Origin of the sequence: Nocardia sp. NPDC019395 (assembly GCF_040632335.1) — a bacterium.
Taxonomy (GTDB): Bacteria; Actinomycetota; Actinomycetes; order Mycobacteriales; family Mycobacteriaceae; genus Nocardia.
In genome coordinates, this window is record NZ_JBEYBT010000004.1 from 211407 (window position 1) to 227143 (window position 15737).

Annotated in this window: 14 protein-coding genes; 4 read left to right on the forward strand and 10 right to left on the reverse strand. The window is 66.1% G+C overall.

Features of this window, described 5'->3' with window-relative positions; genetic code table 11:
- Nucleotides 1-48: 48 nt before the first annotated feature.
- The 8 genes from ABZ827_RS14415 to ABZ827_RS14450 all read right to left on the reverse strand — a co-directional run bounded on the left by ABZ827_RS14415 (nucleotide 49) and on the right by ABZ827_RS14450 (nucleotide 7484).
- On the reverse strand, nucleotides 49-849 hold the full coding sequence (locus tag ABZ827_RS14415) for an NAD(P)-dependent oxidoreductase (RefSeq protein WP_357237031.1): 801 nt from the start codon (nucleotides 847-849) through the stop codon (nucleotides 49-51).
- Nucleotides 850-931: 82 nt separating this feature from the next.
- Nucleotides 932-1771: an NAD(P)-dependent oxidoreductase gene (locus ABZ827_RS14420; RefSeq protein WP_357237033.1), complete on the reverse strand. Its 840-nt coding sequence runs from the start codon at nucleotides 1769-1771 to the stop codon at nucleotides 932-934.
- 21 nt (nucleotides 1772-1792) lie between these two features.
- Nucleotides 1793-2311, reverse strand: a complete 519-nt coding sequence (locus tag ABZ827_RS14425; RefSeq protein WP_357237035.1) for a DoxX family protein — start codon at nucleotides 2309-2311, stop codon at nucleotides 1793-1795.
- 3 nt (nucleotides 2312-2314) lie between these two features.
- The gene (locus tag ABZ827_RS14430) at nucleotides 2315-3283 is read right to left on the reverse strand and encodes an alpha/beta hydrolase (protein ID WP_357237037.1); all 969 of its coding nucleotides are present in this window, start codon (nucleotides 3281-3283) and stop codon (nucleotides 2315-2317) included.
- Between the two features lie 72 nt (nucleotides 3284-3355).
- Complete coding sequence (locus tag ABZ827_RS14435) at nucleotides 3356-5041, reverse strand: OB-fold domain-containing protein (protein ID WP_357237039.1); 1686 nt, start codon at nucleotides 5039-5041, stop codon at nucleotides 3356-3358.
- 126 nt (nucleotides 5042-5167) lie between these two features.
- Complete coding sequence (locus tag ABZ827_RS14440) at nucleotides 5168-6520, reverse strand: cytochrome P450 (RefSeq protein ID WP_357237041.1); 1353 nt, start codon at nucleotides 6518-6520, stop codon at nucleotides 5168-5170.
- Nucleotides 6521-6536: 16 nt separating this feature from the next.
- On the reverse strand, nucleotides 6537-6731 hold the full coding sequence (locus ABZ827_RS14445; protein WP_357237425.1) for a ferredoxin: 195 nt from the start codon (nucleotides 6729-6731) through the stop codon (nucleotides 6537-6539).
- A gap of 45 nt (nucleotides 6732-6776) precedes the next feature.
- Complete coding sequence (locus ABZ827_RS14450; RefSeq protein WP_357237043.1) at nucleotides 6777-7484, reverse strand: SDR family NAD(P)-dependent oxidoreductase; 708 nt, start codon at nucleotides 7482-7484, stop codon at nucleotides 6777-6779.
- Nucleotides 7485-7717: 233 nt separating this feature from the next.
- Here ABZ827_RS14450 and ABZ827_RS14455 point away from each other — a divergent pair, with 233 nt between their 5' ends.
- Together ABZ827_RS14455 and ABZ827_RS14460 are read left to right on the forward strand one after the other, a co-directional pair.
- Nucleotides 7718-9184 (forward strand): aldehyde dehydrogenase family protein, encoded by a 1467-nt coding sequence (locus tag ABZ827_RS14455; RefSeq protein ID WP_357237044.1) that lies wholly within the window; start codon nucleotides 7718-7720, stop codon nucleotides 9182-9184.
- A complete protein-coding gene (locus ABZ827_RS14460) occupies nucleotides 9181-10389 on the forward strand; it encodes a CoA transferase (protein ID WP_357237046.1) in 1209 nt (402 codons plus the stop codon). Before ABZ827_RS14455 ends, ABZ827_RS14460 begins: the two co-directional genes overlap by 4 nt.
- An 88-nt stretch (nucleotides 10390-10477) precedes the next feature.
- Here ABZ827_RS14460 and ABZ827_RS14465 read toward each other — a convergent pair whose 3' ends face one another.
- A complete protein-coding gene (locus tag ABZ827_RS14465; protein ID WP_357237047.1) occupies nucleotides 10478-10735 on the reverse strand; it encodes a hypothetical protein in 258 nt (85 codons plus the stop codon).
- Between the two features lie 204 nt (nucleotides 10736-10939).
- Between ABZ827_RS14465 and ABZ827_RS14470 the strand changes: the two genes are divergently transcribed.
- A complete protein-coding gene (locus ABZ827_RS14470; RefSeq protein WP_357237048.1) occupies nucleotides 10940-11377 on the forward strand; it encodes a TIGR03667 family PPOX class F420-dependent oxidoreductase in 438 nt (145 codons plus the stop codon).
- A gap of 66 nt (nucleotides 11378-11443) precedes the next feature.
- Here ABZ827_RS14470 and ABZ827_RS14475 read toward each other — a convergent pair whose 3' ends face one another.
- A complete protein-coding gene (locus ABZ827_RS14475) occupies nucleotides 11444-12064 on the reverse strand; it encodes a GTP cyclohydrolase (protein WP_357237049.1) in 621 nt (206 codons plus the stop codon).
- A 258-nt stretch (nucleotides 12065-12322) separates the two neighbouring features.
- Between ABZ827_RS14475 and ABZ827_RS14480 the strand changes: the two genes are divergently transcribed.
- The gene (locus ABZ827_RS14480; protein ID WP_357237050.1) at nucleotides 12323-15718 is read left to right on the forward strand and encodes an alpha/beta fold hydrolase; all 3396 of its coding nucleotides are present in this window, start codon (nucleotides 12323-12325) and stop codon (nucleotides 15716-15718) included.
- Nucleotides 15719-15737: the final 19 nt, after the last annotated feature.

The following is a 15737-nucleotide window of genomic DNA, read 5'->3' on the forward strand; positions in this document are numbered from 1 at the left end:
CTTTGCCGCCGGCCGAGAGGTGCCATCGAGTGCCGGAACGTTGCCGGCTCAGGAAGGTCCGACGGCCGCGCGGATGGCAGGGTCGAGGAGGCCGAGGTCGCTGCCCAGCCGGTCGGCGAGTTCGCGGGCCACCGCGACATCCTTGCGCAGGAAATCCCCGACGGATTCGGAGAAGGCGGCGACCGAACCCTTGGCCGCGACACTGAGCACCGCGCGGCTCGAACTACTGGCATGGGGGAGTGCGGCCAGCACCTCGGACTCGGCGAGACCCAGCTGATCGGCCAGGCGCACCGCCTCGGTGACCAGTCCGATCTGGGCGGCGAACAGCGCGTTGTTGACAAGCTTCACCCGCTGGCCGTTACCGAGGGCGCCGACCGGCAGCACCGGGTCGGCGTACGCGGCCAGTACCGGCCGAGCATGTTCGACCGCCTCCGGACTGCCACCGAGGAAGACCGTGATCGCGCCGTCGGCGATATTGTGCGGGCCGCCGCTGACCGGCGCATCCACGATATGGCGCCCGGCTGCGGTCGGGGATCCGGCGATCGCGGTCGCGGTATCCGGGCTGCCTGTGGTGTGCAGGATCAGCACCGAGTCGCGTGGCATCGTCTCGAGCAGGCCGCTACCGAGACAGACCTCGCGCACCTGCTCGTCGGTGAAAACGCAGACCACCACTGCCTCCGCGTCCTGGCCCGATTCGGCGGCGGACCCGACAGCGGTGGCCCCGGTGCCGTTGATGGCGTCGCGGGCCGCGGGTGTGCGCCCGACCGCGCGGACATTGTGTCCGGCCGCGACGAGACGCCGGATCATGGGGATGCCCATCCGGCCTGCGCCGACGAATCCGATACGCACTCGTTCTCCTTGGATTGTGTCGCGGCGGATTGCACCGGCGCTCGCGTGGACGGGACAGGTCACCGGGGGCCCGGTGCTGGGCTCAGCGGGGCTTGCCCATCATGCCGAGGGTTGCGTCGGCGGTGTCGAGTACCGCCCCGGGGGTGATGTCATCCGCCGCCGCCAATTCGGCGATCAGACGCACATCCTTGCGCAGGAGATCTCCGGCGTGTTTCGCGATCTGATCGAGTGATCCGCCGCCGGCCAGGATCCGGCCCAGCGCGAAACTGTTACCGCTGCCGTTGCCGATCACCTCGCCGAGGCGCTGTGGGCTCACGCCCAGTCGCTCACCGAGTTCCAGGGTGCTCACCGCGGTGGCCATATGCGCGGTGAAGAGCAGATTGTTGAGTAGTTTGGTGGTCTGGCCGGCTCCGACATCGCCGAGATGCACCACCGGGTTCGCATAGGTGCCGAACACCGGCAGACAGCGTTCCAGAGTATCGGCGTCACCACCGGCCATCACCAGCAATCGGCCCGCCTCGACCGCCGGAGCGCCACCGCTCACCGGTGCGTCGATCAGTGAAATACCCTGTGCGGCCGCTGTTTCGGCAAGAGCCCGGCAGGTGTCGGGGTGCACGGTGCTGTGGATCGCGATGATGGGCCGGGTAGTGCGCCCGGCCGCCGAGGCGGCGAATCCGGCGAAAATACCGTCCTCGCGTTCCAGGACCTCCCGAACATCGGCGTCACCGACGACGCAGAGGCACACCAGATCGCTGTCGGCGGCCAGGGCGGCCGGGCTCTCGGCGATTTTCGCCGCGGTATCCGCGTAGGGGTCGGTCGAGGCCGTGCGGCGCGCCCACAGGGTGGTCTGGTACCCGCCCTCGACGATCCGGCGCGCCATCGGCCCGCCCTGACTTCCCAATCCGATGAATCCGACGCGCATGAGATTCTCCATTCGCACAGCTCAGGAATCGGCGCTCGCCGAATCCGCTTTCGGGGTGGCCGGCCGCCAGAACACGGCCAGCAGCGCGGCGGTCGCGAGTACCCCGACCACCAGCGCGATCGCGCCACCGGTCCAGCCGGTGATCTCGATATCGGCGGCACGGTCCAGTGACAACGCGCCCGGTCCCAGAATCCCGATGGCCACGCAGACCACGCCCAGTACGAGCACGTATTCGTAGCCGTCCTTCATCACGAAGAACCCGTTCTTCCGGTGGGCCAGCAAGGCCGCCACCAGCATCACCGAGATGACCGCTGCCGCGGCGAGCGGTGTGAGCAGGCCGACGACCAGCAGGACACCGGCACCGATCTCGGTGATCACGCTGAGCCACGCCTGCAGCACACCGTTGCGCAGTCCGAGGCTGCTGAACCAGCCCGCCGTACCGGCGATCTTGCCGCCCCCGATCCAGTGATTGACCCCGTGCGCGATCATGGTCCCTCCCACGACCAGCCGCAGCAGCAACAGTGCGATATCGGTGTCCATCGATTACCTTTCCGGCGCCGCGGCGCCGCCGTCGAATTGCAGGGTGGGACCGGAGAACTCGCCGGTCCGGCGGGCGGTGAGACATTCCTCGGCGAATGCGAGGACGGTGAGGTGGTAGGCCGGTGCCGTATAGCCGAGGCTGATGTTGTGCCCCGTATTGGGCTGCAAATTCACGACCACCCGGGGTGAACCGGTGAACAGCGCCCCGGCCGCTGTCATCTCCGCCGGGTCGTTGCGCCACACCCGTTCGTGCTCGCCGAGGGTGAAGCGCACCGGGATGCGGACGCGGGGTGCGAGTCCGAGGAACTCCCGGGCGGCCCATTCGTTGAGGGCCTTCGCTTCGATCCCGGAACCGCGGGCGGCGACGGCGGCGCCCCCGAGGACATCCTCGGGGTACAGCCGCCGCGGACTCCAGATCAACTTCCCGACCCCGGCCGGCCGTTTCCCGGGCACCCGGTTCGCACCCCAGAGCAGTTCCTGGGCTTCCGGCGCGTGCCGGCGCCCGGTGCCGGCGAGTTCGAGTCCGAGCAGGCCGGCACCCCGGTCGGCGGCGGCCATCCGGACCGCCAGTTCGCAACCCGCCGAATGGGCGAGCAGGAAAACGCCCGCCCCGCGGGGTAATCCGTCGAGCAGGGCGTCGATGGCTCCGTACATCAGCTCCACCCGCCGCCGCGGGTCTTCGAGCCGGTCGGCGTAGGGGCCGGAACTCCGGAATCCCGGCCGGTCGAGGGCGAGCATCGTGTACCCGAGTCGTTGCCCGGTACGCAGCAGCGAGAATTCCGGATGCCCGGGGCAGTCGAAATACCGGGCATCGACCGCGCCACCGTGTAGCGCGACCACGACCGCCCGGGGTGTGGCGGCCTCGGACAGCAGCCCGGACACCGGAATCCCGTCGACCTCCGGCACTTCGGCGACCACCGGCAGCGGACCGGTGGAATCCGCCGGGGCCAGATCGCAATCGGTCAGTGTCATAAGGCACTCCGCGCCAGTGTCATGAGGGCACTCCGCGCCGGGGTCATCGGGCACTCCGTACCGTAACGCCCATCAGGACGCGCTCCGTAGCAGCATGGCGCCGCCGGGGGTGAGTCCGCCGCTGGAAACCACGGCGACCCGCGCATCCCGGACCTGGCGTTCCCCGGCCGTTCCGCGCAATTGGACTATCGCCTCGTGCAGCAGTCCCATCCCGTGGGTGCGGCCGTGCGACAACTGCCCGCCGTGGGTGTTGAGCGGCAGGATTCCGTCACGGGCGATATTCTTCCCGCCGTCGAGGAAATCCTTCGCTTCACCGATCTTGCAGAAGCCCAGTGCTTCGATCCAGGACAGGCAGTTGATGGTGAACCCGTCGTAGAGTTCGGCCACGTCCACGTCGTCGGGTCGCATATCGGTCCGGGTCCACAGATGAGCGGCCGGGCCGAGGACCTGTGGTTCGTGGGTGAGGGTGCTCTGATCCCATTCGATCCGTTCGACTATTTGGGTGCCGACGGCCTCCACCCGGATACCGGGTACCGGCAGGTCCGCGGCCGCGTCGGCGGCCGAGACGATCACCGCCACCGCACCGTCGCACGGGACATCGCAGTCGTAGAGACCGAACGGCGTGGTGATCGGCCGGGCGTTGAGGTAGTCGTCCATGGTCATCGTGTCGCGATAGACAGCGCTCGGGTTCAGCGCGGCGTTCGCGCGCTGGTTCAACGCGATCCAGCCCAGGGTCTCCCGGGTGGTTCCGTAGTCGTGGAAATGCCGCTGCGCCTTCTGAGCCAGCGTATGGGCGGCGGAGGTCGATCCGAACGGATTCATCCAACTGGTGGTGCGGCCGCCGCCGGAAGCCTTGATGGTGCCGCGTTTCATCATCTCGTTGAACGTGGCCTCCCAGACCGTGCGGTAGCACAGCACATGTTTTGCCAGGCCGGCATGTACGGCGAGCATCGCCGCGATCACCGACCCGCCGGGGCCGAATGTCTCGATCCCGCCGTTGTGCCAGGTGGGCCGGATACCGAGCGCCGCCTCGAGTGCCGTGACACCGCCCTCGCCGAAACCGCCGAGGTTGCCACCGCCCGGGTAGGACGACAGGCCGTCGATATCGTCGAGGCTCAGCCCGGCGTCGGCGACGGCACGTTCGCAGGCGTCCACGGTGAGATCCAGCGGCGGCCGCATGAGCCGCCGCCCGATATCCGACATGCCGATACCGGTGAGCACGACGCTGTCCTCGAATTTATCGCGCCGCAGCATCGGGGCGACGTACTGCCCGAATTCGGCCGGCGCGATCTCGTCGACCGGCAGCGGAGCCGGGTCGGACTGCTCCGCGGCGGGACGGAACAGCGGCAGCCAAACATCGTCGTCCTGCTGGAATACGACTTCGAGCCGCATCCCCAGCGTGAGGTCCGTCGGATCACAGTCGATGATGTTGGTGGTGAGCCGGACCCGCGGGTCGTCTTCGAGCGCTACCGTCGCCACCACATACGGCGGTGGCAGACCCGGCAGCGCGAATCGGTGGTTGACCGTGAAGGAGGCCAGCGTCGCGGCACCCGAGACCACGCGTGGAGCCAGTTCGCGACCCCGGCAGTACCGGCAGATCGGTTGTGGCGGATGGATCAGCGCCGAACACGCCCGGCATTCCTGGATCCGCAGCTGCCCGTCGGCGCCGGAGGTCCAGAAGAACTCGGTGTCCAGGGACAGCAGCGGGAGCGGCCGCCCCGAACGGGGTGCCGGATCGTCACCGGTCGTCGATGCCATATCGCCTCCTCGTGTCGCCGGTGAGCTGCACTGCCCGCCGCGACCTCTGGTTCAGTGTTTCCGCGACCGCGGCGGGTGGCCGGCCGGCCACCCGCCGCGGAACGCCGAAATCCGTTGTTGTTGCCCTCAGATCTGCGCGGCGTCCTTCCGGACGGTGACGGGCTCGGCGAGACGCTGTTCGTCGCAGACCGTCTGCAGTTTCTCCAATGTCTCCGCCAGCCCGGGCCCCAGCGGTTCCCCGGGGGTGAACGTGGCAGGTAGGTGGCGCATCCCCTGGATCACCGCGATCGTCTCGTAGTGCACCGCCTCTTCCGGGATACAGCGGAAATCCGGTATCCGGTCGAGTACCGCCAGCAGCATCCGCTTGTACACCGCGCGGGCCACATTCGACCCGATACAGCGGTGGATACCGAGACCGAAACTGAAATGCCGATTACCTTTCCGGTCCAGGACAACGGAATCCGGCTCGTCGAACACCGCCGGATCACGGTTGGCCATCGCCCAGGACAGCCACAGCCGTTCTCCTTCGACGAACCGGGCGCCGGCCAGTTCGATATCGGTGTTGAGGGTCCGGCCGTCGCCCGGGGCCGGGGTGAAATAGCGCAGGAATTCCTCGGTCGCGGAATCGAGTAGTTCGTCCCGTTCCCGGCTGAGGGTTTCGCGTTCCACGGGGTGTTCGGACAGCCATTCCAATGAATGCGCCGTGAGCGCGGTGGTGGTGTCGAAACCGCCGCCGATCAGCAGCCCGAGCATGCCGAGAATCTCGATATCGGAGAGCGGTTCGCCGCCGAGTGTGGCCTCGGTAGCCAGCGCGTGGATGAGGCCCGGCCGCGGCTTTTCCCGGATCTCGACGAGATTCGTGTACATGTCCAGGCCCATTTCCTGGTGCATCAGATGCACCCGCTCGTACTCCGGGGAGTCCGGCGGCGTGTAGACCGTGGCATGCGCGGGTTCGCTGTAGACCGCCCAGTTACGCAGTGGGATCCCCAGCATCGCCAAGGTCAGCACCGCGGGCACGATATTGGCCAGATCGTCGACGAAATCGATCCGCCCGCTCGCGATCTTCTCGTCGAGGGCGGCGCGCACGAGTTCGTCGACGAACGGAATCCACCGCTGGACGGCCGCGGGCGAGAGATACGGGTTGAGCACCGAACGTAATTCGCGGTGTTCGGGATCGTCCATCTCGAGGATGCCGTTGCGGATGGCGGCCTGATTCGTGGAAGGGATCGTGATCCCCTGATACCCGCGCCGTACGCCCTCGATATCGCGATCGTTGGAGACGTACGGGCAGCGGGCGAGTTCGAAGACCTCCCGGTTACCCGCCGCCACCCAGTAACCGTCGTGGTTGTCGGTCCAGGCGATCGGGCAGTGCTGGTGCATATGCTCGGTGATCGTCTGGAACGACTCCCGGTATCCGGGTTCGTAGCGGTCGTAGTCGAAGCGGGGGTGCAGACGGTCGGTGGATTCGGTGGCGGACATCGGATGCCCCCTCGTGTTACTCGGTGAGCGAGATGGCGCGCTCGGGGCACGAGTGCACCGCTTCGCGCACCTGGTCCTCTTGGTCGTGGGCTACATTCTCGTCCACCGGCGACGAATGACCGTCGATTTCGCTGAGTTCGAACGCTTTCGGCGCGATCATCGAGCAGAGGGTATGTCCCTGGCAACGATCCTGATCGACATGGACCTTCACGGTTGTCACTTCCCTTCGGGTGAGATCGGCGGATACCTGGGGCTGTCAGGTGTTGCGTCCGCCGTTGACGCCGATGATCTGGCCGGTGATGTAACCGGCCTCTTCGGAGATCAGGAAAGCGCAGGTGGCAGCGATATCTTCGGGTTTTCCGACGCGCCGCACGGGAGTGCGCTGAATATGGTCCTCGACACTGCCGCCGAGCAGCCGGCGCTCTTCGGAGCGACGCAGCATCGGGGTGTCGATGAAGCCCGGGGGTACCGCGTTCACGGTGATACCGGAGGGGCCGAGTTCGAGCGCCAGCGATTTGGTCAGCCCGTTGACCGCCGATTTCGACGAGACGTAATGGGACATGAAGGGCTGGCCGGAATGCGCGCTCGACGAGGAGATGTTCACGATGCGGCCCCAGCCGGCCTCGAGCATATCCGGCAGAACTGCCTGAATGGTGTGGAAGACACCGTGCAGGTTGACCTCGATAACCCGTTTCCATTCCTCGAATTCGATGTTCTGGAAACGTTTGAATCCGTCCACGCCGGCCGCGTTCACCGCGACGGTGACCGGGCCGAGCTTTTCGCGGATGGTGCCCAGTGCCGCGGCGAGACTGTCCGGGTCTGTGACATCGGCCTGGTATGCGGAATCGTCGTCCGCGGAGGCGTTGCGGTCGAGTGCCGCCACGTGGAACCCGTCGCTGCGCAGCCGCTGCGCTATGGCCAGTCCGATGCCCGAGGCGCCGCCGGTGACAACTGCGGTTTTCACGCTTGCCTCTCCTCTCTCGCGCCCCACGGCGCAAGAACATGCATTCCGAATACGAGAACCGTACTCTCGTCCAGATCGGCTGCGCAAGATCTGCGAGATCCGCGCGACCGGGGCGTTTCGCGGCCGCGGATCGAATCGGTCCAGCTCATCGAATCAACAGTGCGAGCACCCTTGCCAAATGTACTATTCTCCTCAGACGAGAATGTTATTTCCACGAACTTCGAGGAGGCGGGATGTCAACGCAGGAAGAGGCGGTGACTGCCACCCAACGGCTGCTCATCGACGGGCAGCTGATCGAGACCGGGCGCACCCTGGCCTCGCTCAATCCCGCGAACGGTGAGGTGGTCGGCCACGCGCCCGAGGCGGGTGTCGCCGAGGTCGACGCGGCTGTCGCCGCCGCCCGCCGCGCGTTCGACACCACGGACTGGTCGACGAATCACGAATTCCGCGCGCGCTGCCTGGAACAGCTCTATCAGGCGCTGCAGGACAATGTGGAGCAGCTGCGCGCCCTGATGATCGCCGAGGTCGGCGCGAGCTTCATCCTGACGAAGGGTAATCAGCTCGAAACCCCGTTCGAGATCGTCAAGTACTACGCCGGGGTGCTGAAGGATTACACCTGGACCGAGGACCTCGGCCCGGTCGAGATACGCGGCGCGCAGCATCAGCGGTGGGTCGAGAAGGAAGGTGCCGGGGTGGTCGCGGCCATCGCCGCCTACAACTACCCGTACCAGCTGGCGTTCGCGAAACTCGCGCCCGCACTGGCCGCCGGCTGCACCGTTGTGCTCAAGGGTGCCCCCGATACGCCGCTGATCACGCTCGCACTGGGCGAACTCATCGCCCGGCACACCGATATCCCGGCCGGTGTCGTCAACATCCTGTCGAGCTCCGAGGTGGCCGTCGGTGAACGGATGACCACGCACCCCGATGTGGACGTGGTGTCGTTCACCGGTTCGACCCCGGTCGGCCGCAAGATCATGGCCGCGGCCGCCGACACCCTCAAGAAGGTTTTCCTCGAGCTCGGCGGTAAGTCCGCGGCGATCCTGCTCGACGATGCCGACTACAACCTGGGCGCCATGTTCGCGGCCTTCAGCATCTGCTCGCATGCCGGCCAGGGGTGCGCTATCACCACCCGCCTGCTGGTCCCGCGGGCCGATCACGACAAGGTGGCCGAACTGGTCGCCGCGAATCTGGCGAATATCACCTACGGCGACCCCGCCGACCCGAAGAACTATATGGGCCCGCTGATCAGCGAACGCCAGCGCGACAAGGTGCACGGCCTGGTGGAGCGTGCCGTCGCGGCCGGAGCCACCCTGGTGACCGGCGGTGAGAAGGTGGAGCCGGGCTACTTCTACAAGCCGACCTTGCTGTCGAATGTCGACCCCGACAGCGAGATCGCGCAGGAAGAGGTGTTCGGCCCGGTCCTGGCGCTGATCCCGTACGACGATATCGATCACGCCGTCGCGATCGCCAACAACTCCATCTACGGCCTGTCCGGTGGTGTGTTCGGCGCCGACGCCGAACGGGCCCGGGCGGTGGCCAAGCGCATCCGCACCGGCACCTTCAGCATCAACGGCGGCAACTACTTCCATCCCGACGCACCCTTCGGCGGCTACAAGCAGTCCGGGGTCGGCCGGGAGATGGGCGTTGTCGGTATGGAGGAGTTCATGGAGCGCAAGACCCTCGCCGAGGTGGTGGCATGAGCAAGCCGCTCGAGGGGATCACGGTTCTCGAGGTCGCGATGTACGGTTTCGTCCCGTCGGCGGGCGCGGTGCTCGCCGACTGGGGCGCGAATGTGATCAAGGTCGAGCACGCGGTCACCGGTGATCCGCAGCGCGGGCTGCGGCAGATCGGGAAGTTCAAGGTCGAGGGCGATCCGAACCCGAATATCGAGCACGCCAACCGCGGTAAGCGCAGTATCGGTATCGATATGTCGGTCGAAGGCGGCCGGGAGGTCATCTACGAACTGGCCAAGCGCGCGGATGTATTCCTCACCAGTTTCCTGCCCTCGGCGCGCACCAAGTTCGGGATCGATGTCGACGATATCCGGGCGGTGAACCCGAAGATCGTCTACGCCCGGGGCAGCGCGCTGGGTCCGCGCGGTGTGGAATCCGATCGCGGCGGCTACGATATGACCGCTTTCTGGTGCCGCGGCGGTGTGGCCGCCACCATCACCCCGGAAGGCACCGACGGGATGATCTCCCCGCCCGGCCCTGCCTTCGGTGACACCATCTCCGGCACCAACCTGGCCGGTGGTATCGCCGCCGCGCTGTTGAAACGGGAGCGTTCCGGGGAACCGTCGGTGGTGGATGTTTCGCTGCTGGGCAGCGGTCTGTGGTCACTCGGCCACACCGTCGCGCTGTCGGCATACCAGGGTGAACCGATGATCGCGCCGCCGCCGGGAACGCATGGTGCGATGTCGAATCCGTTGTCCGGTCTGTACAAGACGGCCGACGATCGCTACCTGTCGTTCGTGATGCTGCAACCCGGCAAGTTCTGGGCCGACGTCTGCCACCATATCGATCGGCCCGATATGGCCGAGGATCCCCGTTTCGCCGACGCCGCCCAGATCGCGGCGAATACCGATGCCGGTGTGGAGATCCTGCGCGAGGCAATCGCGCAGCGGACCCTGGCCGAATGGACGAAGAAGTTCGCGACCCTCAAGGGTCCTTGGGCTCCGGTCCAGGATTCCCGCCAGGTGGGGGACGATCACCAGATCCGCTCCAACGAATACATCCTGCCCGCGGGGGAATTGGAGTTGGTGTCGAGTCCGGTGCAGTTCGATGTCACCGCCCCGGAATTGCGGCCGGGCCCGGAGTTCGCGGCTCAGACCGAAGAGGTCCTGCTCGAACTCGGCTGGGACTGGGATCGGATCATCGAATTGAAAACCAGCGGAGCGGTCGCCTGAGTCCGGCGCTGCTGTAGGCGGTGTGGTACCGGCAGTCTCCGTGACCCGGTACCGCACTGCCGAGCTTTCCGGCAGGGGTGATGAGCCCTCAAGCTCCTTCGCAGCCGATGCCGTTGCCGTCGGCGTCCAGGTCGTACTCGTCGGGACCGATCACGTTGACCTGCCCGGTGTACTCCGGGCCGTCACCGTCACCGTCCTCGCAGTCGACATCGCTGGTGACGGGTACGCAGGGGTCGTACGAATCGTGACAATCGACCGGTTGGGCACCGGCGGGTCCGGCGGCGCCGATCAGGCCGAACGACGCGGCGGCCAGGGCTGTGACGCCCAGGGTGGCGAGTGCTCTCACGACGGCCTCCTTTCAGGGGGGTTGACGGACGGCTGAAGTCTCCCACGCGCCTCGGCGGCCGCAGGTGTGTTCGATGGAATAGTGACCTTCGGCAGTGAGCGTTACCGAATCCTGACCAGGCGGCCCTCGCCTCGCCGGCCGGTATGGGGCGGACAATGGAGGGGTTGTTTCGGACACCCCACCCGAGCGTTCCGGAGGACGGCGATGAGCACACCCCACGAGAACGGATTGATAGACACCACAACGGAATTCGGCATCCGTATCGCCGAACAGCTCGACCGCGAGGACATCATCTGGCTCACCACCATGAGCCCAGGCGGTACCCCGGCACCGAACCCGGTGTGGTTCCAGTGGCAGGCGGGTACCTTTCTGATCTTCAGCCGGCCGGACCAGCCCAAGCTCCGCAACATCGCACGCAACCCCCGCGTGGCCTTGCATTTCAACAGCACCCCCGGCGGGGGTGCGATCGGGATCTTTGCCGGCGCCGCCCGTGTCGAGATCACGGTGGATCCGGCCGAGCTCGACACCTATTTCGCCAAGTACGAGAAAGGGCTCGAGGGCCTGTCGATGACGCCGGAACAGTTCCGCGCGGAGTATTCCGTGCCGATCCGGGTGATCCCGGACCGCCTTCGTGGATTCTGAACTATGCCCGATCTGCGACTGCTCGCGGTTCGCGGCAAACGCGCGTGCCCGGGTGTCGACCCGGGATCAGTGCCCGGGTTGTTCCCGGGCCGAATCCTCGGGGGCCGCGATCGTACGCTGCCGTCGTCGTTTGGCCTCGAGATAGGCACGGCCGCGGGGGCTCAGCCCAGGGGTGTCGAGCGCTACCGGCGTGACTGCGATCCCGGCTTCCCGGACCGCGGCGACCTTGAGCGGGTTACCGGTCAGCAATCGCACGTGTGTCAATCCGATATCGCGCAGCGCACGGGCCGCGTCGGTATAGGTCCGGGCATCCGCCGGGTAGCCCAATGCTTCGTAGCTGGCGAAGGTGTCGACTCCGAACCGCTGACTGTGGTGGTAGCCGTGCGCCTTCGCGACCAGGCCCATCGCGCGGCCCTCCTGCTCCAGGTAGACCAGCACACCGGCGCCTGAGCTCTGAATAGCACTCAGCGCCGTATCGAGTTGGAGTCCGCAATCGCAGTCGTCGAATCCCAGGGATTCCCCGTAGAGACAGCGCGAATGAATGCGTACCGGGCAGCCGTCGACAGGATCGCCGAATATCAGGATATGCCCGCGTTCGGCACCTCCGGGCATCTCGACTACTCGAATCTGCTGATCGAGACCCTTGCGTGTGACGGTGTGGCTGGTGATCTCCCTCGGGTCTCCCATCGGCGATCTCCCTCCGGATCGAATCGCGTTCACCGCGGGCCGGCCTCCGCGCCACCGCCGTGGACTGCGCCCAGACCCGTCGAGTACACCGCGATGCCACTCGAAATAGCAAGCAGTGCAATTGTATTCGCAGCTGGCAACATGGTGGGAGGGTATTCTGCGAGGAGCGGGTCGGCGTATCGAACGTGGGCACAGTGCCCTCGGCCCCGCCGTGCCGCGACGTGCAGCGGTGCGAGACGACAGTGAGGGGACGAGGTTGTGGCAGATGCGGCGGTCGTACTGGTGCACGGGTTGTTCTCATCGGCGGCGACCTGGGCGGATATCAGCGCCCGGATAGCGGAGGATACGGTCCTCGGTAGCGCCTACGATATCCACTATCAGAAATACGACAGTCCGAAGATCCGGCTGAACCCGCTCAGGAGTATTCCGGATTTCGACGTCCTGGCCGCAGATCTCGCGGAGCTCATGGATTCCGCCGTGAGCGGATACGACGCGGTGGTACTGGTGGGGCACAGTCAGGGCGGGCTGGTCATCCAGCGGTATCTGGCCAGAATGATCGGACGGGACAGGGGTCTCGATCTGGCCCGGGTGAAAGCGGTTGTGTTGCTGGCTTGCCCGAATTCCGGTTCGGAGCTGGGAATGGTGCTGCGGCGGGCAGCGAAATTCTGGAACCACCCGCAGGAAAAGCAGCTGCGACCGATCAACGAGCGTGTGATGGACGCGCACACCACGGTGATCAACCGTATCCAGGACGCCACCGTTCTGGACGCACGGCACTGCCCGATACCGGTATTCACCTACGCCGGGACCACCGACAATGTGGTGACTCCCGCATCGGCGAGCGGTCACTTCCGGCAGGCGGCGGCCCTGCCCGGTGATCACTCTTCTATCCTCGAGGCCGCGTCGCCGTCGTCGCGTACCTTCGTGACCCTGCGCCGCCACTTGATCGCCGCGCTGGAATCGCGCGACGCCGCTGGTATCGCCCGGACAGCGCCGGAAGCGATATCGGACCAACATTCCGTGCGGCACAATCTCGCACCGCTGCAGGGCCGGTTCTTCGATCGGGAGCAGGAAATCGGGAAGACACTCGACGGACTCGACTCTCCCTATCCCGTGGTGTCGGTGACAGGCCTGGGAGGTATGGGTAAGTCCACCGTGGCGAGCCGTGCCGCGTGGCGGTGCGTCGAGGACGAATTCGTCGTTGCGCCACCGCGTTTCGATGTAATCGTCTGGTCGGATCAGTCCGGGGACGGCGCGACCACGGACACGCTGATCGACACGATTTCCCGGGTGATGGGCTATCCGTATCTGAAGGCGCTGTCCATGCCCGAGAAATTGGAGCGCGCGGTCGAGCACCTCAACAGTGAACGCTGCCTGCTGATACTGGACAATTTCAGCGCCACGGGTGAATCGGGGGTGCTGGACCTCATCGCGCGGATCGATCCGCGGCACAGTAAAGTTCTGGTGACATCCCGGATCGGTTATCCCGGTGAATGCTGGCCGGTCGAGGTGGGTGGCCTCGACGACTCGGCGGGCCGCGCACTGCTGACCGAGGAAGCGCAACGCCTGGGAATCTCCGCCACCGCCGGGGAGCTCGGCGCCTCGGCGGACGATTACCTTTCCGCGACCGGCGGAAACCCCCTGGTGATCAAACTGACAACGAGTCAGATTCGGTACGGCGGCGATGACCTGGCATCCGTAACGGCCAATCTGCGGAACGCCACCGATAGCGCGGTGTTCGATGCGATTTTCGACCGCTCGTGGAACGAACAGCTGGCGCACGGCGGTTGGGCACAATCGATCATCATGGCCATCGCCCTGCACAGCTCCACGGCGACCCGGGACGCCCTCGCCTACGCAGTCGGCATATCCGAACAGGAGCTGCGCGAGGAGATCGGCACGCTGACCGCCGCATCGTTCGTCGAAGTGCAGCGTGACCGGCCGTCTGCCGCCGGGCGGTTCCGGCTCCACCCGCTGACCCGGGCATACGCATTGAACAGGCTGAACAGTAACGCCGAACAACGGGCCGGAATCGAGAAGCGGCTGATCGAATACTACCGGCGTTTCGCCGGACGGAACTCCGATATCTTCACCGACCCCGACCGGGTGCACCTGCTCGAGGGCGAACGCCGGAACATCATCGACTTCGCCGTCCTGGCTTTCGAGCGGGCCGGTAGGTCCGATGACCGGTCGGATCTGCTCTCCGTCCTGGAGTTCGCCGAGGCGATGGCCGGATTTCTCTGGGGCCGAGGCTATTGGCGAGACCGTGTACGGCTGTGTGAAAATGCGGCGATCGCCGCGCGAGCGGCCGGCGAGCCGGTTGCACTGGCTCGTCAATACGCACTCATCGGCCGGGTCCATGCTTGGCTGGGTGATTTCCCCGCTGCCCGGGAGTTTCTCGATAGCAGTGAATCCGTGCTGCCGCCCGGTGCAACCCTGGCGGAACGGCGCGAGACGATCCGGCTGCGTGGGCATATCGCCTCGGGCACCCGTGATTATCCGAGTGCCCGCGCCTTGTTCGGCTCGATTCTCGATGTTGCGGAACGGGAGGCAGCGAACGACGAGGGCCGGGCGGCAACACTGGTGGAACTGGGAATCTGTGCGTTCCGGGAGGGGGAGTTGTCCGAGGCGATCGATCGGTTCGAGGAGGCGCGGCAGCTGGATCTCGAGATGGGGACAGACGAGGGACTGGCCGTTTCGGTGAGTCATCTGGCGAACGCTCTCTTCGAGGCCGAGCAATACGCGAGGGTGCGGCCGCTGTTCGAACAAGGACTCGAGCTGGCGAATCGGGTCAACCGGCAGAGCACGCGTGGCCGATGTCATCTGGGACTGGCGAGACTGGGCGTAGCGGAGAAGGAATACTCCGAGGCCGCCAGGCATGCGGTATCCGCCTGCGATGTCTTCGGCTTGCTCGGTATGCGGGAGATGTTCGAGGAGGCCGCGCTGATCCTCGACAACATTCCGGACGAACGAAGCAGCGATTCACCGCGTCGCGACAATATCTCGGGCCTGATCTCGGGGTGCCGTGCCGTGATCTTCGATTTCGACGACACCCTGGCCGCGACGATGCGAAGTCGCTGGCCGGTCCTTATCCGAACGGCCGGCTCCTTCGGTGTGGAATTGCGCGATGAGGTCATACGCGCGGCCTGGGGTATGCCGTTGGACCGCCTGATCTCCACGATTGTGCCCACTCTCGACCGGGAAATATTCAAGAGCGCCTATCTGCAGGCGATGGCACTCGCGAAACCCGTGCCGACCCTCGGCGCTGCGTCGCTTGTCGAAGCCCTGCACACGCGTGGTGTCCACTTGTCCATCGTCAGCTCCAGCACCAGCGAATTCATCACCGCGGACCTACGGGAGCTCGAGTTGGACCGGTACTTCCGGGCGGTGTTCGGGAGTAACGATTCGGGTTTCCACAAGCCCGATCCGCGGTCGCTGCGCCCGGCGATCAATGCGCTCACCGGAATGGGTATCGACCGCGCCGATATTGTGTGCGTCGGAGACAGCGTGCGTGATCTGCGCGCGGCCGCGGGCAACGGGTTACGGTTCATCGCCACGCTCACCGGTCTGGAAGGGCGCGCCGAATTCCGGGCCGCAGGCCTCCCCGATGGGCTGATGGTAGCCAACCTTGCTCAGGTGGGCAGGTGGCTGTGACTTTGTGGCGTCGCGCGGC